Origin of the sequence: Ligilactobacillus agilis (assembly GCF_025311475.1) — a bacterium.
Lineage (GTDB): Bacteria > Bacillota > Bacilli > Lactobacillales > Lactobacillaceae > Ligilactobacillus > Ligilactobacillus agilis.
This window is the reverse complement of sequence record NZ_CP104397.1, coordinates 1,482,903-1,506,524: the sequence shown is the minus strand read 5'-3', so window position 1 is coordinate 1,506,524 and position 23,622 is coordinate 1,482,903. Positions and strand designations below refer to the sequence as shown.

Here is a 23,622-nt window from a genome sequence, read left to right as displayed (position 1 = left end):
TTTTAGTTAGCCGGTTTGACCCCACTTATTTAGTCTGCCTTAAGGTTAGCGACTAAGGCTTGATAAAAGTCTGGGTTGGTCTTTTTTAAATTGACGATGTTACCGGCCTTAGTGGTAAAACAGTGGCTTGACTCGGCCAGGCAGACGACGGTTTGGTCAGGCAGTGTCATCCGGTAGCCTAAGACTAGGCGGACACCGGAAAATTGCTTGACTGTTACGGTGATGCTGATGACGTCGGCAAAGGTCGTTGGGGCCTTGTAGTCACATTTGACGCTTACAACCGGAGAAATTAGCCCGCTAGCCTCTATTTTTTCGTAGGAAAAGCCGACGCAAGCCAAGAAGGCCACCCGAGCTTCTTCCATCCAGCGGATGTAATTAGAGTGGTGGCTGATTTGCATTTGGTCGGTTTCATAGTATAGTCAACATTTTTGATGTTGTTGATGTATTTTTATATCATATGGTATAATTTATAATATGAAAGCTAAAGAAGTTTTAGAAACCCTCCAAATTAGTCGGCAAACGTTACAAAGATGGCGGGAACAAGGGATTCTCAAGGCTCGTAAACTGCCTAACGGTCGTTATGACTGGGACCCAGAATCAGTTTACGCCATTTTAAATAAGGGCGAACAACGTGGGACGTATCTTTATGCACGGGTTTCAACCCCCAAGCAAAAAACTGATTTGGAGCACCAAGTTGAGAATCTACAAACGTTTGCGATGAAGAACGGCTATCAAATTAACGGAGTCTTCCAAGATATCGCAAGTGGCATTTCCTTTGAAAAGCGAAAGGAGTTCTTTAAGCTGTTGGAGCTAGTGCTAGCACATAAGGTTCAACGGGTCATAATTACCCACAAAGACCGGTTAAGTCGGGTTGGCTTTGATTTATTCAAATACCTTTTTGCCAAATATCACGTGGAAATCGTGGTAATGACAGAAATCACCGATAAGAAGACCGACCAGCAGGAAATATTCGAGGAAATCATTAGTCTCTTGCACGCATTCTCAATGCGTATGTATTCAGGAAGACGTAAAAAGATTAAAGAAGCTCTAAGTGACAATGAAGAAAGTGAGATGAAGACGCATGGCACAAAAGACGAAGAAAAACAAAAGGCTTCGCTATCAAAGAATCCGCCAAAATCAGACTGAACAACAGTATGACTACTTGACGGAACGCCATGTAATTCGCCCTTCACACCCTAAATACAGTGTATTAGATCATTTCAGCCACCTCGCTAATAACGTCTACAACCAAGGACTCTATCGAGCCCGGCAAGCCTTATTTAAGGGAGTGTGGTTATCTTACAACAAGCTAGATGCATCGCTAAAGCAATCAAAACGTCAAAAGGACAACATGATTTATGGTTCGATGAAAAACGTTCACTTAGTTCAACAGCAACTTAAACTGGTCGCTCGTAGTATGGATTCTTGGAATAGGGCTCGCAAGGCTTATGCCAAGAATCCAGGTAAATTCACGGGCCGACCTAAATTGCCAAAATACCGAACAAAAGGCGGACTAAGTACGATTATTGTCGACAACCAAACGGCTAAGTTACGCAAAAATGGCTATGTAGAAATTCCTTGCATGGACAAATTCAAGATTAAACTGGCTCACCCAGAGACTACGGCAGTCCAAGAAGTGCGAATTGTTCCCCAAAATCGGCGCTTTATTGTTGAAGTGGTCTACAAGACGAACCAAGCAGTTCAATATAAGCCGGATAACGGACGCTATTTAGGGATTGACCCTGGGGTCAATAATGCCTTTACCTTGGTAACCAACGTACCGGGAATTACGCCGGTAATTGTCAACGGTAAGCCAATTAAGGCGATTAACCAGTTTTACAATAAGCAACGAGCCCGACTAACTAGTATTCATGACTTGTTAGGTCAGAATCGTTCCAGCCATCGGTTAGCTAGTCTTGATTTCTTCCGCAACCAAAAGATGAACCGCTTTGCCCATGAAGCAAGTAAGCGTATCGTTGATTTTGCGCTAAGCCATGGGGTAAACACAATCATCATTGGTAAGAATAAAGGACAGAAGCAACGTTCCCGAATGAACAAGCAAAACAACCAAAACTTCATTGGGATTCCTCATCAAATAATGATTAATTTAATTAAATACAAGGCAAATTTGGCTGGTATCGTGGTTATCCAGCACAGTGAAGCTTATACGAGCCAAACGTCCTTTTTAGACAAAGAGGAGCCTATTCGTGAGAATGGGGATAAAGCTCGCAAGCGTAAAGGTATTAGTCCAGCAAAACGTCGGTTGAAGCGAGGACTGTATAAAGCCGATACTGGTCAATTAATTAACGCCGACGTGAACGGCGCCTTACAAATCATCAAAAAAGTAGTCCCGAAAGCTTTTGCGGACGGGATAGAGGGCATCGGATTATGCCCAGTCAAATGGTCCTTGCAGTTTTAGGGTAGACCATTTCCGAAAGATTCCGAAACAAGTTCAACTGCCGAACTGACCGTAAAGTTGTCCCGGAGAAAGTCGTCACTTGACGATGGACGTTCGCTTTTGCGTGGATGGGTTGGTCAAAGTAAGTTACGAACGAGGGTAGCCTAAGCCACGTTTCGATATTATTTCATACGGTATGATTTGGTATCGATTCAGCAGGAATCTATTATCTAAAACAACACTTACGCGCAAGTAAAATTTTTGCTAGAATAGCTTCTAGTGCTATTTTTTAAGAGGTGGGATATGGAAAAATTATTTGAAAAAGAAGCTGTTTCTAAAGTCTACTTTAAACTAGCTTTACCAGTGGTATTAAGTATGATTGTCAGCATGGTTTATAGTTTAGCTGATACCTACTTTGTAGCTAAAACGGGCAATGCCAACCTGGTAGCGGGGGTAACCATTGGGGCACCGCTTTTTTCGTTTATGTTAGCTGTGGGGGATATTTTTGGCCTCGGTGGCAGCGCCATTGTTTCCCAGCTATTTGGTCAAAAAAATTATACGTTAAGCAAACGCTTGGCCAGCGCCTCCTTTTACGCCACCATCGTAATCAGTTTAGTATTGACTGTTATTTTATTAATTTTTGAAAAACCAATTTTATTACTCTTAGGGGCTAAGCCGGCAACCTACCAGTATGCAGCCGATTTTTACCGGGTGTTAGTGGCAGGCTCAACCTTTATTACCGTTTCATTAGTTCCGGGAAACTTGATTAGGACCGAAGGTTTGGCTGTTCAGTCAATGGTAGCAACGATGGCGGGGACAATCTTAGCTATTATCTTAGACCCCTTGTTCTTGTTTGTTTTTAATTGGGGGGCAGCCGGAGTCGCCTTAGCCAATGTGCTTGGTTATGCGCTCAACACCAGTTTATTGATTTACTGTGTCAAAACTAAGAGTCGCTACCTAAGTTTTAGCTTGAAGCTAGCTAAGCTTAGCTGGGCCGACTGGAAACGGGTGATTGAAATTGGGATTCCGGCCTCTATCACCAATTTTATGCAAACCTTTGGGATGGCCTTACTAAACAATTACCTGGCTCCGTTTGGGGCTGCTAGCGTGGCGGCGATGGGGATTACCCAAAAAATCTATGGGATTGTCATCTTAGTCTTGGTCGGCTTTGCCTTTGGGGCCCAACCGTTAGTCGGTTATTGCTATGGGGCTAAAAATGTTCAACGTTTTAAAGAGGTTTTACGCTTTGATATCATGGTCGAAGTGGTCTATGCCCTCGTGTTCTCAGTAATTTTGATGATATTAGCGCCCGGTTTGGTTAGCTGCTTTATGAACCAAGCTGAGATTGTTAAAGAGGGGGCCTACATGTTGCGGGCCTGCCTAGCAACCACCCCATTTATCGGCTTAATCATGGTTTTAACCACCGTCTTTCAGTCGGCAAGTAAAGCTATGAGTGCCCTTTTAATGTCAGTTAGTCGCCAGGGGGTCTTTTACTTATTAGTCATGCTAGCCTTTAGCAGCTTATTTGGCTATCACGGCATTATCTGGGCCCAGGCTGTGGCCGACATTTTAACGGCAATCATGGGGATTTATTTATACCGGCGGAGTTTTAAAGATTTCAACTAACTAACTAGGTCTAGCGTAGGCCTAGTTTTTTTGTGAGTGAAAATAATTGTTTATATATAGGCTAACCAGTATAATGAAGATATGAGTTTAAATTTTGATTAGAAAGCGGTGCGTAGTTAAATGAAAAAGAATGAAAAAGCACTTGTCATTATTTTTGGGGGGACGGGAGATCTAGCCCAAAGAAAGCTTTACCCGTCGATATTCCAACTTTATAAGAAGGGCTATCTAAAAGAAAATTTCGCAGTCATTGGAACTGCCCGGCGCCCGTGGACTGATGAATACTACCGGGAAGTAGTCAAAGATTCCATCGATGGGATGTATGATGAACAAACCGTGGCCACTGAGTTTGCCAGCCACTTTTACTATCAATCACATAATGTTACGGATACTAACCACTATAAGACTTTACAGGCCCTAGCTCAAAGTCTAGATGAAAAATACCAAATTGGGGGCAACCGCCTCTTTTATCTAGCCATGTCACCGCGGTTCTTTGGGACAATTTGTGACCACTTGAAGTCACAACAAATTATGACTGAAACCGGTTATAACCGGGTGATTGTTGAAAAACCATTTGGGCGTGACTTAGCCAGTGCCACCGAACTAAATGATGAAATCTCCAAATCCTTCCCCGAAGAAGATGTCTTTAGAATCGACCACTACCTGGGTAAGGAAATGGTGCAAAATATCGCCGCCTTGCGGTTTGGCAACAGCATCTTTAACTCCATGTGGAATAACCGCTACATCAGTAATATTCAAATAACTCTAAGTGAAGCCCTAGGGGTTGAAGAACGGGCCGGTTATTATGAAACTGCCGGGGCCTTACGCGACATGATTCAAAACCACGTCTTACAGATTGTGGCGCTATTAACCATGTCTGCGCCGGTTAGCTTCACCGATACTGACATTAGAAATGCCAAGATTAACGCCTTGAAATGTCTTAAGATTTATAACCCAGAAGAAGTGAAGGAAAACTTTGTCCGAGGGCAATATGGACCTGGTAATGGTTTAATAGGTTACCGCGAGGAAGCACAGACGGCAGAAGACTCCATGACGGAAACCTTTGTGGCCGGGAAGTTAATGGTTAACACCATGGACATGGCCGGGGTTCCCATCTACGTGCGGACTGGTAAGCGGATGAAGACCAAGGCAACTAGAATTGATGTGGTCTTTAAACAAGTGCCTAACAACGTGTTTGAAGACAGCAACTTGCGCCACGACGTTTTAACCATCAACGTTGACCCAGAACCAAGCCTCAGTCTGCAACTCAACTCTAAGACCATCGGCCAAGGTTTCGATTTTGATACGCACCACTTAAACCTTGACTACAAGCTGAGTCCAGAACAACGGGCAGCCGTACCTGAGGCCTATGAAAAGTTAATTTTAGATGCAATGCAAGGCCGGGCCTCTAACTTTGCCCACTGGAAGGAATTGCAATGCTCCTGGAAGTTTGTTGACGCAATTAGACAGGCTTGGGATCAAAATGTCGACCAGGTCGCCTTCCCTAACTATGACTGCGCAAGCATGGGGCCAAAGGCAAGCGATGACTTGCTAGCTAAGGATGGCAACCACTGGGAATTTAATTGTTAATAATAGCACAGAGGGAATGCAAGTGAATAAGATTTCACCTGGATTCCTTTTTTTTGAAGGGGGGATTTGGTGGCAGGACGCAAGATTATTCACCTAGACATGGACTCCTTTTATGCCTCAGTCGAGATGCGGGCTAACCCGGATTTACGGACTAAACCGTTGGTGATTGGGCGGGACCCCAGACACTCTGGGGGTAAAGGGGTGGTCGCTACCGCTAACTATGTGGCAAGAGACTATGGAATTCATTCGGCTATGCCGACCGCCAAGGCCTTAGAATTATGCCCGCAGGCGGTATTTAAGAAGCCTGATTTTGATAAGTACCGGCAAGTCTCAAGCCAAATTCACCAGCTGTTTCATAGTTTTACCGATAAAATTGAGCCGGTGGCCTTGGATGAAGCCTACCTTGATGTTACCGAAAATAAACGCAAGCTTTACGACGAGGTCCAGCTAGCCCACCTTTTGCAGCAAGAAATTTATGAACAAACCCACCTAACCAGTTCCGTCGGGATTTCCTACAATAAATTTCTAGCCAAGCTAGCTTCTGACTACAATAAGCCGGTGGGCTTGACGGTCATTAAACCGGCTGACGTTGAGAGTTTTTTATTTCCCTTACCGATTGAAAAATTTCGCGGGGTGGGGCAAAAAACCGTTTTGAAAATGCACGAACTGGGAATTTATACCGGGGCAGATTTATTTGCTTACTCTGACTTAGAGTTAGTCGCCCAGTTTGGCAAGATTGGCCACTTCTTTTATCAATGCGTACGGGGAATCGACGACCGGCCTGTTGAATGGCAGCGCAAGCGCAAGTCGGTTGGGCGGGAACGAACCTTTGATAGCCCGCTGACAACTACCGAGGAGGTTGCCGCCTTTTTAAAGCAAGCTGCAAACCAGCTAGTCGTAAGCCTAGAGGCCAAGCAACTTCGAGGTAAGACGCTAGTTTTAAAGGTAAGAAACAGTGATTATGAAACCATCACCAAGCGGGTTAGCCAAGCCGAATTTTTTAAAAATGACGCGAGTGAGTTTGCTTACCAGGGCCAGAAATTATTCGAGCAGATTCAACAAGACGAAATTGACGTCCGTCTCTTAGGGTTGACTATGACCAATCTAGCTAAGAGTGAGGAGACCGTTCAATTATCATTGTGGGATTAAGTTAGCTTTTTTTGCATTCAAGCTTATGTTAAACTGAAGTGTTAGGGAAATGAGGAGGAATTATGATGGCGATTGAGACAGACATCTTAGCACAAATTAAAAAATACGACACAATTATTATTCACAGGCACCAACGGCCTGATCCAGATGCTTATGGCTCCCAGGTGGGCTTAGCCGAGATTATTCGGGCTTCCTTTCCCAAAAAGAAAGTCTATCAAGTCGGCGAAATGGTCAGCCGCTTTGACTGGTTAGTCAGTCAAGATGAGATTGAAGATTCAGTGTATGACAACGCCTTGGTGATTGTAACCGACACGGCTAACCGGCCCCGGGTAGATGACGAACGTTATACCAAGGGAAAGTACCTCATTAAAATAGATCACCATCCTAACGACGACGTTTATGGCGATATTTGTTGGGTCAACACCCAGGCTTCAAGTTGTTCAGAAATTATCTATGACTTTTATGCAGCCTGCCAAGCAGAATTAACCTTACCAGCTAGTGCAGCCAGGGTCTTGTATGCAGGCATCGTCGGTGATACCGGCCGGTTTATGTATGACGCTACTACTCCTCATACTTTAAGGGTGGCTGCCGCCTTGGTTGAAACCGGCATTGATGCAACCAAGCTCAATCGCAAGCTCGATAGCATTAGCGAACCACTAGCTAGGTTATCAGCTTACGTCTTAGAAAATATGGTAGTAACCAAGCATAAGGCCGCCTACGTTATTTTAACAAGGGAAATCATGGCTAAGTATAATCTCAGTGACGGAGGCACGGCGCCGGTCGTTCCCCTACTGGGTAAACTAGAAGAAGTGGTTTGTTGGACCGTCTTGGTCGAACAAGAAAACCATTCTTACAGACTCCGGATCCGCTCTAAGGGTCCGGTGATAAATGAATTAGCCAAGGAGTATCACGGCGGTGGCCACCCACTAGCTAGTGGGGCCATGCTTAAGGATGCTAGCGCCATTGAGACCTACGTTGAAAAATTAGATCAAATTGCTGCAAGTGCAGCAGAAACGGAGTGAAAACTTTTTTAGATGAAATTTACAGACTTTAACTTTAAGCCTTTTATCAATCAGGCTTTAGCTGAAATTAACTTTTTAGAACCTACTCCGGTGCAAGCTAAGTTAATTCCGCTGATTAGAAAAAATAAGAGTGTGGTCGGTCAATCACAAACAGGGAGCGGTAAGACCCACACCTTCTTACTTCCAATTTTTAATGCGATTAATCCAGACAATAAGTCGGTCCAAGCTGTAATCACTAGCCCTAGCCGGGAGCTAGCTTACCAAACTTACGAGGCCGCTAAGCAAATTGCTAAGTTTACTGATGGTGAAATTTTGGTTCACAATTACGTGGGGGGGACCGATAAAAAACGGCAGGTAGAAAAGCTCCAAAGCGTTCAACCTCAGATTGTAATCGGGACTCCCGGCCGGATTTTAGATTTGGTTAAATCTAATGCCTTAGACATCCATAATGCCCACTACCTAGTAGTCGATGAGGCGGATATGACCCTAGATTTAGGCTTCTTAAAGGAAACGGATGCGATTGCTTCAAGCTTACCAAAGGACTTACAGATGTTAGTCTTTTCAGCTACCATTCCGGAAAAATTAAAGCCGTTTTTGAATAAGTATATGACTAACCCGGTCATTGAAGTGATTAAAAATCAAACTGTCATCAGCCCGACCATCAAAAACTGGTTGTTATCAACCAAGGGCCGGGACAAAAACCAACTGATTTACCAATTACTAACCTTAGGTGAACCTTACTTGGCCCTAGTCTTTACCAACACTAAGAATCGGGCCGACGAATTAACTGACTATTTACGGGCTCAGGGCCTTAAAGTAGCCAAGCTTCACGGCGGGATTCAACCGCGGGAACGCAAGCGGGTGATGCGTGAGATTCAAAATCTTGACTACCAATACGTAGTGGCAACTGACTTGGCCGCTCGGGGAATTGATATTGAAGGGGTTTCTCACGTTATTAACGATGATTTACCTGAAGACTTAGAATTCTTTGTCCACCGGGTAGGGCGGACCGGGCGTAATGGCATGGAAGGAATTGCTATTACCTTATACGCTCCTAATGAAGAAGAACAAATCGAAGAGTTAGAGGAATTAGGAATTACCTTTAGTCCCAAGGCTTTGAAAAAGGGGGAACTGGTGGACTCCTATGACCGTAACCGGCGTGAAAAGCGGCGGACTAGAAAAGCTATGGTCGCCCCTGAATTAAAGGGGATGATTAGCAAGGCCAAAAAGAAGCGCAAGCCTGGTTACAAGAACAAGATTAAGCGGGCCATCAAGAAAAACGAACAACAACGAAGAAAGATTGAACGCCGGCAAGAAATGCGGGCGGCTCGGCGGGCTAACAAGCAAAAAAATAGCTTTTAGAGTTGACAAGCCAAGTTTTTTTACCTATACTTTGGGTATGATTAGGACATGCTTAAGGGCAGGCTTTTTTAAGAGACTTACCGGTTGCTGCAAGGTAAGAAAAGTAGCTTTTGAGTGCTACCTATGGTCAAAATGTAAATAATAGCTTAAAGAGGCAGACGAGAACATCGTTGCAAGTAAGGTGGTACCGCGCAGATTGCGTCCTTACTGGCAGCGGTGTTTTCTTTGTAGAAAGGAATTGAACAATGAAGCAATTAACCAGTGCGCAAATTAGACAGATGTACTTGGACTTCTTTAAGAGTAAGGGCCACGATGTAATGAAGAGTGCCCCCTTAGTTCCTAAGGATGATCCAACCCTCCTTTGGATTAACTCCGGGGTCGCAACTATGAAGAAGTATTTTGATGGCTCGGTTGTGCCTAAGAATCACCGGATTACCAGTTCCCAAAAGTCTATTCGGACTAACGATATTGAAAACGTGGGCCACACTGCCCGCCACCATACCTTATTTGAAATGTTGGGGAACTTCTCCATCGGTGATTACTTCAAGGAAGAAGCAATCACCTGGGCGTGGGAATTATTAACAAGCCCTGACTGGTTTGCAATCGAACCCGAAAAACTGTATATCACTGTTTACCCTAAGGATACTGAGGCTAAGCGGGTTTGGCACGAAGTCGTAGGGGTTGCCAGCGACCACATTTACGAAGCCGAAGATAACTTCTGGGATATTGGGGAAGGCCCATCTGGTCCCGATTCAGAAATTTTCTATGATCGCGGGCAAGAATTTTCCGACTTAGCTGAAGATGACCCTGAAAACTACCCTGGGGGCGAAAACGAACGCTACTTGGAAATTTGGAACATCGTCTTTTCCGAATTTAACCACAAGCCAGATGGAACCTACGAACCACTACCACATAAAAACATTGATACGGGGATGGGGCTAGAACGGGTTGTGTCTGTCTTCCAACACGCTCGGACTAACTTCGAAACCGACTTGTTCTTACCAATTATTGAAAAGACCGCGGAATTATCTGCCGGCAAGAAGTATGGTCAAGATAAGGAAGCAGACGTGTCCTTCAAGGTTATTGCAGACCATGCGCGGGCCGTTACGTTTGCGATTGGTGACGGGGCCTTACCTTCAAATGAAGGTCGGGGTTACGTTATCCGCCGCTTAATTAGACGGGCGGTTATGCACGGGCAAAAATTAGGGATTAAGGGTAGTTTCTTATACCAATTAGTTCCCGTGGTGGGTAAAATTATGGAAGCTGCTTACCCTGAAGTTTTACAAGAAGCCGACTACATTGAAAAAGTTATCAAACTAGAAGAAGAACGGTTCCAAGTAACCTTAAAAGACGGGATGAATCTTTTAGATGATTTGATTGCTAAGGTTAAAGCAGAACAAGGGACTGTTTTACCTGGTAAGCCTGCCTTCAAGCTTTATGATACCTATGGTTTCCCATTAGAATTGACGGAAGAATACGCAGCTGATGCGGGGTTAACGGTTGCTAAGGCCGAATTTGACCAAGAAATGGCTGAGCAAAAGGAACGGGCTCGAAACGCACGGTCCAACGCTAAGTCAATGGGAGTTCAAAATGCCCTCTTAACAGATATTAAGACTGAATCGAAGTACGTAGGTTACGAACAGCTCACTGCTAATGGGGTCTTAAAGGATATCATTGTTGCCGACCAGTTGGTTGACCAAGTTACAACTGGTAAGGCCCAAGTAATTTTTGATCAAACGCCATTTTACGCAGAAATGGGGGGGCAAGTAGCTGACCAAGGTGTGATTGAAGACAAAGCTGGGCAAGTAGTTGCCAAGGTGGTTGACGTGCAACACGCGCCTAATGGGCAAAATATGCACACACTTGAAGTCTTACAACCAATGCAAGTCGAAACCAGCTACCGCTTAGTGGTTGACCAAACCTTCCACGATAAGGTTAAGAAGAATCATACGGCGACCCACTTATTAGACCAAGCCTTGCGTGACGTTTTAGGTGAACATACACACCAAGCAGGTTCTTTGGTTGAACCTACTTACCTACGTTTTGACTTCACTAACCTTGGGGCTGTTACCGCCGAAGATTTAGCTAAAGTTGAAGCCATCGTTAACGACAAGATTTGGGCTAACCTTAAGGTTGAAACAATCGTGACTGACTTAGAAAGTGCTAAGAAGATGGGGGCAATTGCCCTCTTCGATGATAAGTACGGTGAAAAAGTCCGGGTTGTAAAAGCGGGCGATTACTCCATGGAATTTTGTGGGGGGAATCACGTTGCTAATACCAATGAAATTGGCCTCTTCAAGATTGTTTCTGAATCAGGGGTCGGGGCTGGTGTGCGCCGGATTGAAGCCGTAACTTCACGTGAAGCCTTTGAATTTTTAGCTAACCGGGACCGCCTCTTACAAGAAACTGCAGCGGAATTGAAGATTGTGCAAGTTAAAGACGTACCCGCTAAGGTTAAGCAAGTGCAAGCTAACCTAAAGGAACTTGAACAACAAAAGCAAGCCTTGGAAGCTAAGTTTGCTAGCCAACAAGCACAAAGTGTCTTTGAAAAGGTACAAACAATCAACGGCAAGACCTTGATTGCCGGGCAAGTTCAAGTTGCCGGGATGAACCAATTACGCCAGTTGGCAGACCAATGGAAGGCTAAACAACTTTCCGACGTATTAGTTTTAGCAACAGCAACTGCTGAGGGTAAGGTTAACTTAATTACCGCCGTTTGCCCAGACCAAGTTAAGGCTGGCTTAAAGGCCGGTGACTTAATCAAGGCAATCGCGCCACTTGTTGGTGGTGGCGGTGGGGGTCGTCCAGATATGGCCCAAGCCGGTGGTAAGAAGCCTGAAGGAATTCAAGCTGCCTTAAGTCAAGCTTCTAAGTGGTTAGAAACGAAATAATTAACAAACACCGAATCGTCACTGGTTCGGTGTTTTTATATAATAGGCTAGATTATTAGGGATTAACTTTAGTGGCTAGATAACATGAAGTTTATATATAACAATTAGATTACGAATAAATTACATTGAGGTGTTTTAATTGTTACTAAGGCCCGGCTCGGGTACAATAAGGTGAAGGAAACTATAATTTGGGGGTGCTTAGTATGAGTTCGTTAGATAAAACAATGTACTTTGACTTTGGCAACAGCCGTCAAAAAGACGTTAAAGAAACGTTAGCGACTGTTTACAATGCTTTAGAAGAAAAGGGGTACAATCCAATTAATCAAATTGTCGGTTACCTCTTATCAGGTGATCCAGCTTATATTCCCCGCCTTAACGATGCACGTAATTTAATTAGAAAGTATGAACGAGATGAAATTATCGAAGAATTAGTTCGTTCCTACCTAGATAAGGAGGAGAAATAGTGGGACGATTAATGGGCTTAGATGTTGGCTCTAAAACTGTGGGGGTGGCCGTCAGCGACCTGTTGGGCTGGACTGCTCAGGGAGTCGAAATTATCCCCATTGATGAAGAGGCCGGGGTGTTTGGCTTAGACCGGGTGCAAGAGTTAGTGGCAGAACATGAAGTGGTTGGCTTTGTGTTAGGCCTGCCTAAAAATATGAATAACACCTTAGGGCCCCGGGCAGAGGCGGCCCAAGCTTACGGCCAAATGTTGGCGACCAAGTTTAACTTGCCAATTGATTTTCAAGACGAGCGTCTGACGACGGTGGAAGCCGAGCGGATGTTGGTGGAACAAGCGGATGCGTCAAGAAAAAAGCGCAAGCAGGTAATTGATAAATTGGCCGCTAGTTTGATTTTGCAAAATTATTTAGATGCTAAGGGCAAGTTGCTCAGCGAAATTTAGAAAAGAGGTAGTAACATGGCAGCAGATGCAAACAACCAAGAAGAATTAATCACGCTAGTAGATGATCAAGGAAATGAAACTTTATACCAGGTATTATTTACCTTTGAATCAGAAGACTATGGAAAATCTTACATCTTGCTTGTTCCTGCAGGGTCAGAACCAGAAGAACAAGTAGATGTCTTAGCCTTTGCCTTCAACCCAGATGAAAATGGCGATGCTAAGGACGCGGAGCTATTTGATATCGAAAGTGACGAAGAATGGGACATGGTTGAAGGAGTTTTAGACACCTTCTTAAATGACGAAAATATGCGCTAAGCAAGTGGTTAGAGAGTAAAGGATAGGAGTGTGTATCCCGTTAGCGGGGTACATGCTTTTTTTATAGCGGCTTTTTGGGATAAAATCATCGTGAAAGTTCGGCTGCTATGTTAGAATAGAAGACAGTTAGCATAATTAAAGGTGGTTCTAAAATGAGCGAACAAGTTCGACGCTTTAAAGTAGAAATTGATGGACAAACATACACGGTGATTGGTAAACATAGTCCAGAACATATGAAGGCGGTAGTTGACACCGTTGAAGAACAATTAAATCAGATTAAAGAAATGATGCCGTCTTTATCTAAGGAAAAAGCGGCCATTTTAATTGCCTTAAATGCGGTTTCTGACCAATTAGAAAAACAAGCGCAGTTAAACCAACTGAATGATAAGTTACCTAAATAAATATAAGGTGAAAGTATGATTCTCTCGTTAATAATAGTAATCTTATTAATCCTGGCCTTTCGTTACGGTTTAAGGCGGGGCTTGGTGTTGGCAATGCTAAACTTCGTTGCCTACGCAATAGTTTTAGCCCTCTCGTTACTACTAGCGGGTGGGCTGGGAGATTTTTTAACAACCTTGTTGCCTAGTTTAAATAGCGAATCGACTAGCTTTTTGCTTTGGACAAATGTTAACCTCAGCCAGGTCTTTTACCGCATTTTAGCCTTTTGGATAACCGCTATCAGTTTAGGCTTAGTTTTCCGCTTTGGGACAGGCTTAATTGCTGGTGTTTTCAAATTGCCGGTATTATCCCAGCTAAACTCGCTTTTAGGCGGAGGGGTGGCTTGTTTAATTATGTACGGGCTAATCTTTTTTGGCCTAGTTTTATTGGCAACTTGGCCGAACCAAGACATTAACGCCCTGGTAAGTAATTCGACTTTAGCAGAATTTATCTTAGAACAAACACCGCTTTTTTCACAGGAGTTGCTTAGTTTTTTAGTTAGATAGCCAAGAGTAAGTTAGTTTTTGTAGAAAGGACATGAGCAGTGAACGCAAAAGGAATTCAAACACTTGAATATGATAAAATCAAACACCGGTTAGCCACCTATGTCCAAACGGAAATGGGCCAAAGGCTAGTAGCCCAACTGCAACCAAGTAGCAATATCGACGAAGTTAATCATTGGTTGGCGCAAACTAGTGACGGCGCCGACGTGTTCCGCTTAAAGGGCGGGATTCCCTTAGCTACTTTGGTTAACATCAAACCTTACTTGAAACGACTAGAAATTGAAGCTAGTCTAAATGCCAAGGAATTAGCTGCAGTTGGCAAGGTTTTGCGTGCGACTAGTGAGGTGAAAAGCTTCTTACGGCAACTGGCGAGTGAAGAATTAAAGCTAGAACAGCTGTATCAGTTGGGAGACCAGTTAGAGACGCTGCCAGCTGTAGGCAAGGAGCTACTAGTTGCGATTGAAGGTGACGGGCACGTTACCGATGAGGCTTCCCCCTTATTGAAGAGTTTGCGCCAACAGATTTCGGTGACAGAAAGCACGATTCGAGAAAAACTGGCGGACTATACCCGGGGGAAAGCTGCTAAGTACCTGTCTAACGCGGTGGTTACGATTAGAAATGACCGCTACGTTATTCCGGTTAAGGCCGAGTATCGGGGCCAGTTTGGCGGGGTTGTTCATGACCAAAGTTCTTCGGGGGCAACCTTATTTGTTGAGCCCCAAGTAATTGTCACCCTAAACAACCGGCTTAAGCAACAACAGGCGGCAGAAAAAGAGGAAATTAGGCGCATCTTAAGGGAGCTTAGTCAAAAGTTGGCTCCCTACACTAAGGAATTAGCCCAAAATGCCCAACTTTTAGGCCAATTGGACTTTATTAACGCTAAGGCACGGTATGCCCACGACTTAAAGGCCACCTTACCCTTGGTTTCTAGTGCAAACGACGTTTACTTGCGCCAAGTTTGGCATCCACTCTTAGACCAAAAAACGGCCGTCCGAAACGATATTGCAATTGGTAAGGACTACCAGGCAATTGTGATTACCGGGCCTAACACTGGTGGGAAAACAATTACCCTAAAAACTTTAGGCTTAGTCCAATTGATGGGGCAGTCAGGTCTATTTATCCCTGCCTTTGAAGAATCGCGGATTGGGGTCTTTTCTAATATCTTTGCTGATATCGGGGATGAACAGTCAATCGAACAGAGTTTAAGTACCTTTTCTTCCCATATGACTAACATCGTTGAAATCTTAGCTAATTTAGATGAACGTAGTTTAGTCCTCTTCGATGAACTAGGGGCTGGGACGGATCCACAAGAAGGGGCTGCACTAGCCATTTCAATCTTAGACGCTGTGGGTGCTAAGGGGGCTTACGTCGTGGCAACGACCCACTATCCTGAACTTAAAGCTTACGGGTATGAGCGGCCGGAAACAATCAACGCCTCGATGGAATTTGATGAAAAGACCTTAAAACCAACTTACCGCTTGCTAATCGGAATTCCTGGGCGTAGTAACGCCTTAGATATTTCCTTGCGCCTGGGTTTAGATCCAAGTATCGTTACCGCTGCCAAGCAATTAACTAGTCAAGATAGTCAGGACCTAAACCAAATGATTGCCGACTTAGTAAGTAAGCGGCATGATGCTGAGGAAAATGCTATCGAGTTTAAGCAGAAATTACGGGCGGCTAAAAAGCTGCACCAAGAGTTGAGCAGTAACTTTGAAGCCTACCTTAAGCAAAAAGAACACCTTTTAGAAACGGCCAAAAAAGAGGCTAATGAGATTGTAGCGCAAGCCCAAGTTAAGGCCGACGAGATCATTAGTGACCTACGGCAGTTACGTTTAGCAGGCGGGCAAAATATTAAAGAAAATGAGTTGATGGACGCCAAGGGGCAGCTAAATGCCTTAGAGCAACCATTGCATTTACAAAAAAATAAGGTCTTACGGCGGGCTAAGGCTAAAAAGGACTTCCACCCTAATGATGACGTCTTAGTTAAATCATACGGGCAACGCGGAGTCTTATTGGCTAAGGTGGGTAACCATGCCTGGGAAGTTCAGCTAGGCATCTTGAAGATGAAAATCGACGAGGCTGATTTGGAAAAAATCACCGCCGCCCAGGCTGAGCCTAAGCAAAAAAACGTGGTGGTACGCTCAAGTAAAACAAGCCACGTTTCGCCTAATTTAGATTTACGGGGCAAGCGCTATGAAGAAGCAATGACTGAAGTTGACCGCTATATTGACGCTGCGCTTTTAGCAGGATATGGGTCGGTAACGATTGTACACGGTAAAGGAACTGGGGCCTTGCGCCAGGGAATTACTTCTTACCTCCAGGCCAATTCAGCGGTTAAACGTTTTGAGTTTGCTCCTCCGAATGCGGGTGGCAACGGGGCAACCATCGTTTATTTTAAGTAGTGAGCAAGAAACTTGCTTTCTTGGTAATTCATGATATGATTTACTTACAAAAAGTAATTGGAGGAAATGATAATGGTTAAAGAATTAACAGACGCAACTTTTGAAGAAGCAACTGCAAATGGAGTAACATTGACAGACTTTTGGGCAACTTGGTGTGGTCCTTGCCGGATGCAATCACCTGTGATTGAACAACTTGATCAAGAAATGGGTGACAAGGTCGCCTTTAACAAGGTTGATGTGGACGAAAACCAAGCTACCGCGGCTAAGTTTGGGATTATGAGTATCCCTACACTCCTAATTAAGAAGGATGGCCAAGTGGTTGATACTTTGGTTGGGTATCATCCTAAAGAAGCGATTGAAGCTAAATTAAACCAATACCTTTAAAAGGTGAACTATAATTATAAGCCTAGCTTTTCTTTTTTGGGAAAAGCTAGGCTTTTTTAGGTTTCACTTAAGGGTAATATCATCTTCTTTTAATATTCTCATAAGATTTTGATAAATGGACTTTTATGAAAGTGCTATAATTAAAGTGTAGACAGCTGTCTCAAAATTCCGATTTATGGGGGGATTATTATGCTAACACAAGCAAAAGAAGCTAAGAAGATTGCTTGGTGGACCCTAGCTCTAATGGCCTTTTCGACCGTTTGGGGTTTCGGTAATGTAGTTAACGGCTACATTTATTTTGGAGGCACCAAGGTCATCTTTTCTTGGGTGTTGATGTTTCTACTTTACTTTGTACCTTACGCTTTGATGGTAGGGGAACTAGGGGCTGTTTTTAAGGAGTCAGAGGGGGGCGTTTCCTCATGGGTTGACGCAACCATGGGCCCCAAGATAGCCTATTATGCTGGTTGGACTTACTGGGCCTGTCATGTTGCTTACATTTCTAGTAAAGGGACAGGGGGCTTAAGAGCCTTAGCCTGGGCTGTATTTCAAAGTGTTGATAAATTTGATGCTATGAACACCATGTTGGTTCAAGGTGTGACCTTTATCCTATTCGTCTTTTTCTGCTGGTTGGCCAGTCGGGGCTTGTCCGTTTTGAAATTACTAGCAACGATTGCGGGGAGTACCATGTTTATCATGTCTATCCTCTACATCTTATTAATGTTAGCCGCCCCAGTGCTTAACCCACATGCCAATCTTTTGAGCGTAGATCTGAGCTTTAAGCACCTCTTACCTAGTTTTAATGTCAATTATTTCACTTCATTATCAATCTTAGTTTTTGCGGTGGGAGGTTGCGAGAAAATCTCGCCTTACGTTAATAAAATGAAACACCCTAGCAAGGATTTTCCTAAGGGCATGATTGCCTTGGCCATTATGGTGATGGTATGTGCCATTTTGGGTACGATTGCTATGGGGATGATGTTTAACCCTAAAGAAATTGACGCTAACTTTGATAGCTATGTTTCTAACGGGGCTTACTGGGCCTTCCAAAAGTTAGGTAATTATTATCACCTGGGAAATAGTTTGATGGTAATTTACGCCTGGACAAACGTAATCGGTCAATTCTCAACCTTAGTTTTGAGTATTGATGCTCCGTTGCGGATGCTATTGGGGAGTAAAGAGGCTAAGGAATTTATCCCTACCAAACTTTTGAAGCAAAATAAGTATGGGGCTTACACTAATGGTATCTGGATGGTTGGTATCCTGTCTGGAGCAATTATCTTGGTTCAATCAGTTGTTCCAGGGGCCACCAAGGTTTTGACCCAGTTAGTTAAGCTTAACGCGACCACCATGCCCCTGCGGTATCTTTGGGTTTTTGCTGCTTACATTGCCTTAAGAATGCATAAGAAACATTTCCAAGGAAGCTATCAGTTTGTTAAAAATGATAAGCTGGCCATCTTTTTTGGAGCTTGGTGTTTCTTGGTAACAGCCTTGTGTTGTTTGCTAGGGATTTACTCACCAGATCCATTTACACTGGCCTTAAATATTTTAACGCCCGTTATTTTAACCGCTTTGGGAATTATTTTACCAATTATTAAGCAGCACGAAAAAAACAGCTAAAAATAAGGACGTAGCTTAGCCAAACTAAAGTTTGGTTAGGCTACGTCCTATTTATATTTATGATTTTATTCCGTTGCCTCTTTTTTTGGCGTGACTAACTCTAAGGTTTCTGGTTGTTCATACAGTTCAAAGTCTAGCGGATCTTTAGTATCAACTTGGACAATAATGGTAACAATCCCTTTTTTACTGTTAACGGAATCCACTAAGGCTTCGGCCATGAACCCGCTTTGGTTTTGGACTGTTTCAGCTAAAAAGCCACACTCGAGTTTGAAATCGGCTTGATCGTTTAATTTGAGGCGGGTTGCGACCATTTCGCCTGTGAGGGTGAAAACTTGTTGGTTGGCCTTGCCCTTAATCCGTTTTAGGGTGCCCCAATTAGTTTGTTCAAAGAAAAGGGGTAGGTCTTCATCCTTAGCCAAGGCAAATTGGCGGGCCAAACGTTTACCAACCCAGTATAAGATGCCGGTTGCTTCTCCAGTCAATTCAGGAATAAGGGCATCACGCAAAATGGTAACCGCTAATGTAGAATTGGTTTGGTTAGCTGCCATTGAAGTTTTGTAAAAATTATTAGTCATGAAAAATCCTCCCAAAATAGCTAGTCTCATTATAACCCATTCTTTTTAAGAGCAGGCTAAATTTAAGTAAGAAATTAAATTTTAGCTAGGGTTAATTGAAAAAGCTAAGGACTAATGGCATAATAAAGAAAAGTTGAGACCGCTAACAAGATAGCAAAGAACGTTTGTTTTGATTTAACTTAAAAAAAGTGTTACGATCTTAATTGAGATTAAAATAATTATTTGGCTTAGTAGGTGAGAGATGTGAATGAGAACACAATATTAATTGCGACTAACAACCCCGGTAAGGCTCGTGAGTACGCGGAATTATTCGGGGCGTATGGACTAGAGGTTAAAACTTTAAAGGATTTTACCGAGATTCCCGCAATTGTCGAAGACGGCAAAACCTTTACCGAAAATGCACGTAAAAAGGCCCAGACGTTAAGTGATGCTTTGGGGGTGGCCGCACTTGCGGATGACTCTGGCTTGGTGGTCGATGCCTTAAATGGTGAACCTGGGATTTATTCGGCTCGTTATGCCGGTGACCACGATGATGCGGCTAATAACCGCAAGTTATTGGCCAATTTAAAGGGACTTCCAGCCGAAAAACGGACAGCCCACTTCCACTGTTCCATCGTAGTGACACGTCCTGGTAAGGAAGAATTAGTAGCTAGCGGTGATGCTAACGGCCTGATTTTAGAAGAGGCTAAGGGGGCAGGGGGCTTTGGCTATGACCCCTTATTTTACTATCCACCTTTGAAAAAGACCTTTGCTGAATTGAGCCAAAGTGAGAAAAATGAAGTTAGTCACCGGGGAATTGCGACTAGAGCCTTAATGAAAAAATTTGCTAATTGGTGGGAGGAATAGGAATGCGTTATTTAGTAGTAAGCGATAATCACGGTGACCGTGAGATTTTAGTTAAGTTGCTTGATAAATATCATGCCAATGTTGATTATTTCTTTCACTGTGGTGATTCGGAACTGCGGGCTGATGATGAGTTGTTTGATGTTTACCAAGTTGTCGGGGGTAATTGCGACTACAATCCAGCCTTTTCTGAAAAACAACTGTTTGAGATGGGGGCAAGTGGTGATAAGGTATTGTTAATTCACGGTCACACTAAGGGTGTGGGTTACGGAATGACTGATTTACAACTGGCTGCTAAAGAGGAGGGAGCTAACTTGGTCTTTTTTGGTCATACCCACCAACTGGGCTGTGTTTACCATGACCAGACCTTATTTTTAAACCCCGGCAGTATTAGTTTTCCGCGGGGGGAATTTGCCTCCTTTGACGGAACTTATGCAGTGGTTGAAAGTGATGAAAAGCAGTTAATCGTTCAGTATTACCAACGTGACTTTGAACCAATCTCCAAGTTACGGTTTGTCTATTCCCGCTAGCCAATTTTTAACGTTGACAAAATTTAAAACGGGCGTATAATATTAAGAGTGTTAAGTGATTGCCCGTTGGTCAAATTGGTTAAGACGTCGCCCTCTCAAGGCGGAGTTGCGGGTTCGATCCCCGTACGGGTGATAGATGGTAAAGGAGGCTCTTAGTAGTCTCCTTTTTGAATTTTGACCAACTTTTCTTGAAATTTGGCTTGCTTATTGTGGCTAAACTGGTATAATTTTGTAGTTAGATAATACTGTTAACTTATTAATAGATTAGGAAACTATCAGAAGGAGGAATTAACATGCTTAGAAAAACTAAGAATTTTTTGAAGGCTCACGGTGTTGCGTATGAAAAAGAGCACGTTAATCCGTTGATGGTGCCTGAAAAAAATTATGTTCTTAAGTTTGAAAAAAATGATAAGGGTGATTACCAAAATCGCTTTATTGTAGAACATACTTACACATGGACGGGACGCATGAAGATTAATAAAATTACTTTGCGTCTCCATGGTCAGGTTCACCCCCGCGAGTTTAAAACGGAATCTGACTTATTACGTTATCTGAAGAAGCATGCCCACCGGTATGCTGCGGATGTTAAAAAGCAACATCATAAAAAGAAGCACTAGTTCTTAGTAAAAAGCCCCTAACCAACTTCAATTGAAATTGGTTAGGGGCTTTTTTGCTAATCGATAATGACTTTTTGACGCCACTGGCCTTTGCACCAACGGTGAATCATCAAGCAAGCGCGCAAGGATTCGTCAATAGTGTAGGCTAACCAAACACCGACTAAGCCGAGTTTGAGCCCGATTGCGAGTAGGTAGGAGAAAGGCAAGGAGATTAGCCAAAGGACGGTCAAACTACAAATCAGGGGGAATTTGACGTCACCACTGGCATTAAGGGAGCCAACCAGGGTCATATTAACCGCCCGGGCAGCTTCCAGCAAGATTTCTACTAAAAAGACCCACCGCGCCAAGCTGATAATGGCTGGATTATGAGTGAAAATGTGCATGATAGGCTCAATGAAGCAAAAGGTTGCTAGGCAGATGGAAGTAGAAATTAAAACATTCTGCCAGGTTGAACGCAGTCCGCGCTGGTAGGCTTGGGTAAAGTTTTTAGCCCCAACATTGCGGCCGATAATAATTTGATTTCCTTGACTCAAAGCGGCAGCGGTTAAGAAAACAAACTGGGTGATAGAAGCAACGTAAGACTTAGTGATTAAGACGTTGGCTCCCAGCGACGCCACAATCATGGTCACCACCACTTGGGCCCCTTGGTAAGAAACTGACTCGCCTGATGAGGGCAGCCCTAGTTTGAGGATTTGTTTTAGCATTTTAGCCGAAATCAAACGTGGCCGGGCGGATAGGAGGTCAAAGTGGATATACTTTTTTAAAAGCTGGGAGGCTAAGCCAAAGGCAATAAGATTCCCTAACAAAGCAGAGCAAGCTAGGCCCCTAACCCCCAGGTTGGGAAGGCCGAAGGGAGAAAAGAGGGCCACAAAGTTACCGCAAACGGTAAAGAGGCTCGCTGCCATTGGAATAATTAGAGCCTGCCTAGTATAGCCGTGCGTCCTTAGGGTGGCAATCATTACCGCATTGAGCGCTGCAATAAAGAGCCCCCCTCCGTAAATGCGGGCATAGTCCGTTCCGAGGCTAATAATATTAGGGGGCAGGTTCATAAAGGCTAATAACTGTTTGGGAAAACTAAAGAACAGCAGGCTTAAGGCTAAGCCAATGCCTAAACCACCAAACAGGGCGGTATTAATAATTGTAGGTAGCTCCTTGTTGCGGTTGGCTCCTAAAAATTGGGCGATAGTAATTTGGGCGCCAATCGTAATAAAACCGTAGATATTAACAGAGAGCCCGATTAACTGGTTGGTAGCGCTAATACTAGCGACGGCTAGTTCATTAAAGTGGGAAATCATCCATACATTGATATTGCCAATAATTACTCCCATTAGTAATTCAACAAAAATAGGCCAACTAAGGAAGAGTAGTTCACGATCAGAAGTTGGCAAATTAGCTTTGTGAGGCAAATTAACCGCTCCTTTCAAAAAGTAAGGATATTTAGTCTTACTATAGCATGCCTCAGAATTAATTTTAAGCAAAGGCTTTCATTTCAGCTAATTCTGATACGCGTAACATTTTATAGGGGAATGATTTTAGTTCCGTGAACTTCATTAACTCCTAGGCTAGTGGCGATTTTAGTGGCGTTGGCATAAGTAATTTGCCCACCGGGCAGAATTGTAATCCTACCTTTAGCGTAGGCAATAAGTTCTTTAAGGTGGGGCAAAGTCTGACTTAGGGGCTGCTTAGCATCTCCGCCGTGAGTCAGAATCCTAGTAACATGGTGGTCGGCAAGCCAATCTAGGGCTGCAAATTGTTTGTCCTGGGGGATTGAATCAAACGCCATGTGAAAGGTAATTTCTAGTCCATCAGCTAGGTTTATTAATTCAAGTAAGGCCTGCTTATCCAGGCAATTGTTAGCATCAAGGCAGCCAAAGACAAGTCCGCTTGTTTTTAGCTCCTTAGCTAAGAGCAGGTCGGTTTTCATGATGGCTAATTCTGTGTTAGTATAATGAAAATTTCCCTTACGGGGACGAATCATGGTCATAACTGGAATTTGACGTGCTTTACAGTAGGCGACACTGGCCTGGATAACGCCTTTACTAGGGGTCGTGCCCCCAACTGCCAAGTTATCGCACAGTTCAATGCGGTTGGCCCCATTTTTAATTGCCGTAGGAATATCTAAATAGTTTTCCGCACAAAATTCTTTAATCATCAAATCACCTCTGAAAGCCATGTTAACAAAGTTGGTTAGAGAATACTAGGTTAGAATAAAGCTCTTTTTTTGTAAAAAAGGCTTTGACAAGTGGCAAATTTGTGTTATTATGTGCATATCTTATAAATTACTAATTAGACTTTAATCTAGGTGTCAGAAAGCCAGTGGGTGATGCGAACTGGTCAGGATTAAATGTTCGAAATACAGATAAGTTCGGCTAGTAGGACCGTTATCACCTCTGAAAGTGGAGCGTAAGTTCAAGATGGGTGGTACCACGGTTTTTAATCGTCCCAGTTAGAGATTTTTC

At 43.6% G+C, this 23,622-nt stretch carries 22 protein-coding genes, 1 tRNA gene and 1 pseudogene; 20 read left to right on the top strand and 4 right to left on the bottom strand.

Going from position 1 to position 23,622, the window contains the following annotated elements:
* Positions 1-29 precede the first annotated feature (29 nt).
* Positions 30-416: pseudogene (locus N4597_RS07595) on the bottom strand (acyl-CoA thioesterase); the annotation flags it as partial.
* Between the two features lie 58 nt (positions 417-474).
* Here N4597_RS07595 and N4597_RS07590 point away from each other — a divergent pair.
* The 16 genes from N4597_RS07590 to N4597_RS07515 all read left to right on the top strand — a co-directional run bounded on the left by N4597_RS07590 (position 475) and on the right by N4597_RS07515 (position 18,598).
* The gene (locus N4597_RS07590) at positions 475-1,146 is read left to right on the top strand and encodes an IS607 family transposase (RefSeq protein ID WP_192944309.1); all 672 of its coding nucleotides are present in this window, start codon (positions 475-477) and stop codon (positions 1,144-1,146) included.
* Positions 1,082-2,419, top strand: coding sequence for an RNA-guided endonuclease InsQ/TnpB family protein (locus tag N4597_RS07585; protein WP_260903238.1), 1,338 nt, complete (start codon positions 1,082-1,084; stop codon positions 2,417-2,419). The genes N4597_RS07590 and N4597_RS07585 overlap by 65 nt, the downstream gene beginning before the upstream one ends.
* A gap of 282 nt (positions 2,420-2,701) precedes the next feature.
* On the top strand, positions 2,702-4,024 hold the full coding sequence (locus N4597_RS07580; protein ID WP_260903236.1) for an MATE family efflux transporter: 1,323 nt from the start codon (positions 2,702-2,704) through the stop codon (positions 4,022-4,024).
* A gap of 120 nt (positions 4,025-4,144) precedes the next feature.
* Entirely contained in the window at positions 4,145-5,611 is a 1,467-nt protein-coding gene (zwf, locus tag N4597_RS07575; RefSeq protein WP_172580027.1) for a glucose-6-phosphate dehydrogenase, read from the top strand.
* Between the two features lie 66 nt (positions 5,612-5,677).
* A complete protein-coding gene (dinB, locus tag N4597_RS07570) occupies positions 5,678-6,760 on the top strand; it encodes a DNA polymerase IV (RefSeq protein ID WP_260903231.1) in 1,083 nt (360 codons plus the stop codon).
* Positions 6,761-6,825: 65 nt separating this feature from the next.
* Entirely contained in the window at positions 6,826-7,782 is a 957-nt protein-coding gene (locus tag N4597_RS07565; RefSeq protein WP_172580029.1) for a DHH family phosphoesterase, read from the top strand.
* 12 nt (positions 7,783-7,794) lie between these two features.
* Positions 7,795-9,144: a DEAD/DEAH box helicase gene (locus N4597_RS07560; protein ID WP_260903224.1), complete on the top strand. Its 1,350-nt coding sequence runs from the start codon at positions 7,795-7,797 to the stop codon at positions 9,142-9,144.
* 245 nt (positions 9,145-9,389) lie between these two features.
* On the top strand, positions 9,390-12,035 hold the full coding sequence (gene alaS / locus N4597_RS07555) for an alanine--tRNA ligase (protein WP_260903222.1): 2,646 nt from the start codon (positions 9,390-9,392) through the stop codon (positions 12,033-12,035).
* A gap of 203 nt (positions 12,036-12,238) precedes the next feature.
* Positions 12,239-12,499: an IreB family regulatory phosphoprotein gene (locus N4597_RS07550; RefSeq protein ID WP_056976431.1), complete on the top strand. Its 261-nt coding sequence runs from the start codon at positions 12,239-12,241 to the stop codon at positions 12,497-12,499.
* Entirely contained in the window at positions 12,499-12,939 is a 441-nt protein-coding gene (gene ruvX, locus N4597_RS07545) for a Holliday junction resolvase RuvX (protein WP_050611115.1), read from the top strand. The genes N4597_RS07550 and ruvX overlap by 1 nt, the downstream gene beginning before the upstream one ends.
* A gap of 15 nt (positions 12,940-12,954) precedes the next feature.
* Positions 12,955-13,254, top strand: a complete 300-nt coding sequence (locus N4597_RS07540; RefSeq protein WP_050611114.1) for a DUF1292 domain-containing protein — start codon at positions 12,955-12,957, stop codon at positions 13,252-13,254.
* A 152-nt stretch (positions 13,255-13,406) separates the two neighbouring features.
* Complete coding sequence (locus tag N4597_RS07535; protein ID WP_056976430.1) at positions 13,407-13,655, top strand: cell division protein ZapA; 249 nt, start codon at positions 13,407-13,409, stop codon at positions 13,653-13,655.
* A gap of 15 nt (positions 13,656-13,670) precedes the next feature.
* A complete protein-coding gene (locus N4597_RS07530; protein WP_167588960.1) occupies positions 13,671-14,198 on the top strand; it encodes a CvpA family protein in 528 nt (175 codons plus the stop codon).
* 38 nt (positions 14,199-14,236) lie between these two features.
* The gene (locus tag N4597_RS07525; RefSeq protein WP_260903216.1) at positions 14,237-16,597 is read left to right on the top strand and encodes an endonuclease MutS2; all 2,361 of its coding nucleotides are present in this window, start codon (positions 14,237-14,239) and stop codon (positions 16,595-16,597) included.
* A gap of 72 nt (positions 16,598-16,669) precedes the next feature.
* The gene (gene trxA / locus N4597_RS07520; protein ID WP_167588958.1) at positions 16,670-16,981 is read left to right on the top strand and encodes a thioredoxin; all 312 of its coding nucleotides are present in this window, start codon (positions 16,670-16,672) and stop codon (positions 16,979-16,981) included.
* Positions 16,982-17,170: 189 nt separating this feature from the next.
* Positions 17,171-18,598: an APC family permease gene (locus N4597_RS07515; RefSeq protein WP_172584851.1), complete on the top strand. Its 1,428-nt coding sequence runs from the start codon at positions 17,171-17,173 to the stop codon at positions 18,596-18,598.
* A gap of 65 nt (positions 18,599-18,663) precedes the next feature.
* Here the strand turns inward: N4597_RS07515 and N4597_RS07510 are convergent, their stop codons facing one another.
* Positions 18,664-19,173 carry a YslB family protein gene (locus N4597_RS07510; RefSeq protein WP_089143814.1) on the bottom strand — a complete coding sequence of 170 codons (510 nt, stop codon included), beginning with the start codon at positions 19,171-19,173 and terminating at the stop codon, positions 18,664-18,666.
* Between the two features lie 243 nt (positions 19,174-19,416).
* Between N4597_RS07510 and N4597_RS07505 the strand changes: the two genes are divergently transcribed.
* From N4597_RS07505 to N4597_RS07490, 4 genes are all read left to right on the top strand, one after another.
* Complete coding sequence (locus N4597_RS07505) at positions 19,417-20,019, top strand: XTP/dITP diphosphatase (RefSeq protein ID WP_089143815.1); 603 nt, start codon at positions 19,417-19,419, stop codon at positions 20,017-20,019.
* Positions 20,020-20,021: 2 nt separating this feature from the next.
* Positions 20,022-20,546, top strand: coding sequence for a metallophosphoesterase (locus N4597_RS07500; RefSeq protein ID WP_260903209.1), 525 nt, complete (start codon positions 20,022-20,024; stop codon positions 20,544-20,546).
* Between the two features lie 60 nt (positions 20,547-20,606).
* Positions 20,607-20,679, top strand: a tRNA-Glu gene (locus tag N4597_RS07495).
* Between the two features lie 160 nt (positions 20,680-20,839).
* On the top strand, positions 20,840-21,163 hold the full coding sequence (locus tag N4597_RS07490; RefSeq protein ID WP_050611105.1) for a hypothetical protein: 324 nt from the start codon (positions 20,840-20,842) through the stop codon (positions 21,161-21,163).
* Positions 21,164-21,219: 56 nt separating this feature from the next.
* On the opposite strand, the gene N4597_RS07485 is transcribed toward N4597_RS07490, so the two are convergent.
* Together N4597_RS07485 and N4597_RS07480 are read right to left on the bottom strand one after the other, a co-directional pair.
* Positions 21,220-22,569 (bottom strand): MATE family efflux transporter, encoded by a 1,350-nt coding sequence (locus N4597_RS07485; protein WP_260903207.1) that lies wholly within the window; start codon positions 22,567-22,569, stop codon positions 21,220-21,222.
* Positions 22,570-22,679: 110 nt separating this feature from the next.
* Entirely contained in the window at positions 22,680-23,315 is a 636-nt protein-coding gene (locus tag N4597_RS07480; protein ID WP_089143817.1) for a copper homeostasis protein CutC, read from the bottom strand.
* Between the last annotated feature and the right edge of the window lie 307 nt (positions 23,316-23,622).

Coding starts and splice junctions, on each gene's coding strand:
- N4597_RS07590 (WP_192944309.1), top strand. CDS start 475: ATGAAAGCTAAAGAAGTTTTAGAAACCCTCCAAATTAGTCGGCAAACG.
- N4597_RS07585 (WP_260903238.1), top strand. CDS start 1,082: ATGGCACAAAAGACGAAGAAAAACAAAAGGCTTCGCTATCAAAGAATC.
- N4597_RS07580 (WP_260903236.1), top strand. CDS start 2,702: ATGGAAAAATTATTTGAAAAAGAAGCTGTTTCTAAAGTCTACTTTAAA.
- zwf (WP_172580027.1), top strand. CDS start 4,145: ATGAAAAAGAATGAAAAAGCACTTGTCATTATTTTTGGGGGGACGGGA.
- N4597_RS07565 (WP_172580029.1), top strand. CDS start 6,826: ATGGCGATTGAGACAGACATCTTAGCACAAATTAAAAAATACGACACA.
- N4597_RS07560 (WP_260903224.1), top strand. CDS start 7,795: ATGAAATTTACAGACTTTAACTTTAAGCCTTTTATCAATCAGGCTTTA.
- alaS (WP_260903222.1), top strand. CDS start 9,390: ATGAAGCAATTAACCAGTGCGCAAATTAGACAGATGTACTTGGACTTC.
- N4597_RS07550 (WP_056976431.1), top strand. CDS start 12,239: ATGAGTTCGTTAGATAAAACAATGTACTTTGACTTTGGCAACAGCCGT.
- N4597_RS07540 (WP_050611114.1), top strand. CDS start 12,955: ATGGCAGCAGATGCAAACAACCAAGAAGAATTAATCACGCTAGTAGAT.
- N4597_RS07535 (WP_056976430.1), top strand. CDS start 13,407: ATGAGCGAACAAGTTCGACGCTTTAAAGTAGAAATTGATGGACAAACA.
- N4597_RS07530 (WP_167588960.1), top strand. CDS start 13,671: ATGATTCTCTCGTTAATAATAGTAATCTTATTAATCCTGGCCTTTCGT.
- trxA (WP_167588958.1), top strand. CDS start 16,670: ATGGTTAAAGAATTAACAGACGCAACTTTTGAAGAAGCAACTGCAAAT.
- N4597_RS07515 (WP_172584851.1), top strand. CDS start 17,171: ATGCTAACACAAGCAAAAGAAGCTAAGAAGATTGCTTGGTGGACCCTA.
- N4597_RS07510 (WP_089143814.1), bottom strand. CDS start 19,173: ATGACTAATAATTTTTACAAAACTTCAATGGCAGCTAACCAAACCAAT.
- N4597_RS07500 (WP_260903209.1), top strand. CDS start 20,022: ATGCGTTATTTAGTAGTAAGCGATAATCACGGTGACCGTGAGATTTTA.
- N4597_RS07490 (WP_050611105.1), top strand. CDS start 20,840: ATGCTTAGAAAAACTAAGAATTTTTTGAAGGCTCACGGTGTTGCGTAT.
- N4597_RS07480 (WP_089143817.1), bottom strand. CDS start 23,315: ATGATTAAAGAATTTTGTGCGGAAAACTATTTAGATATTCCTACGGCA.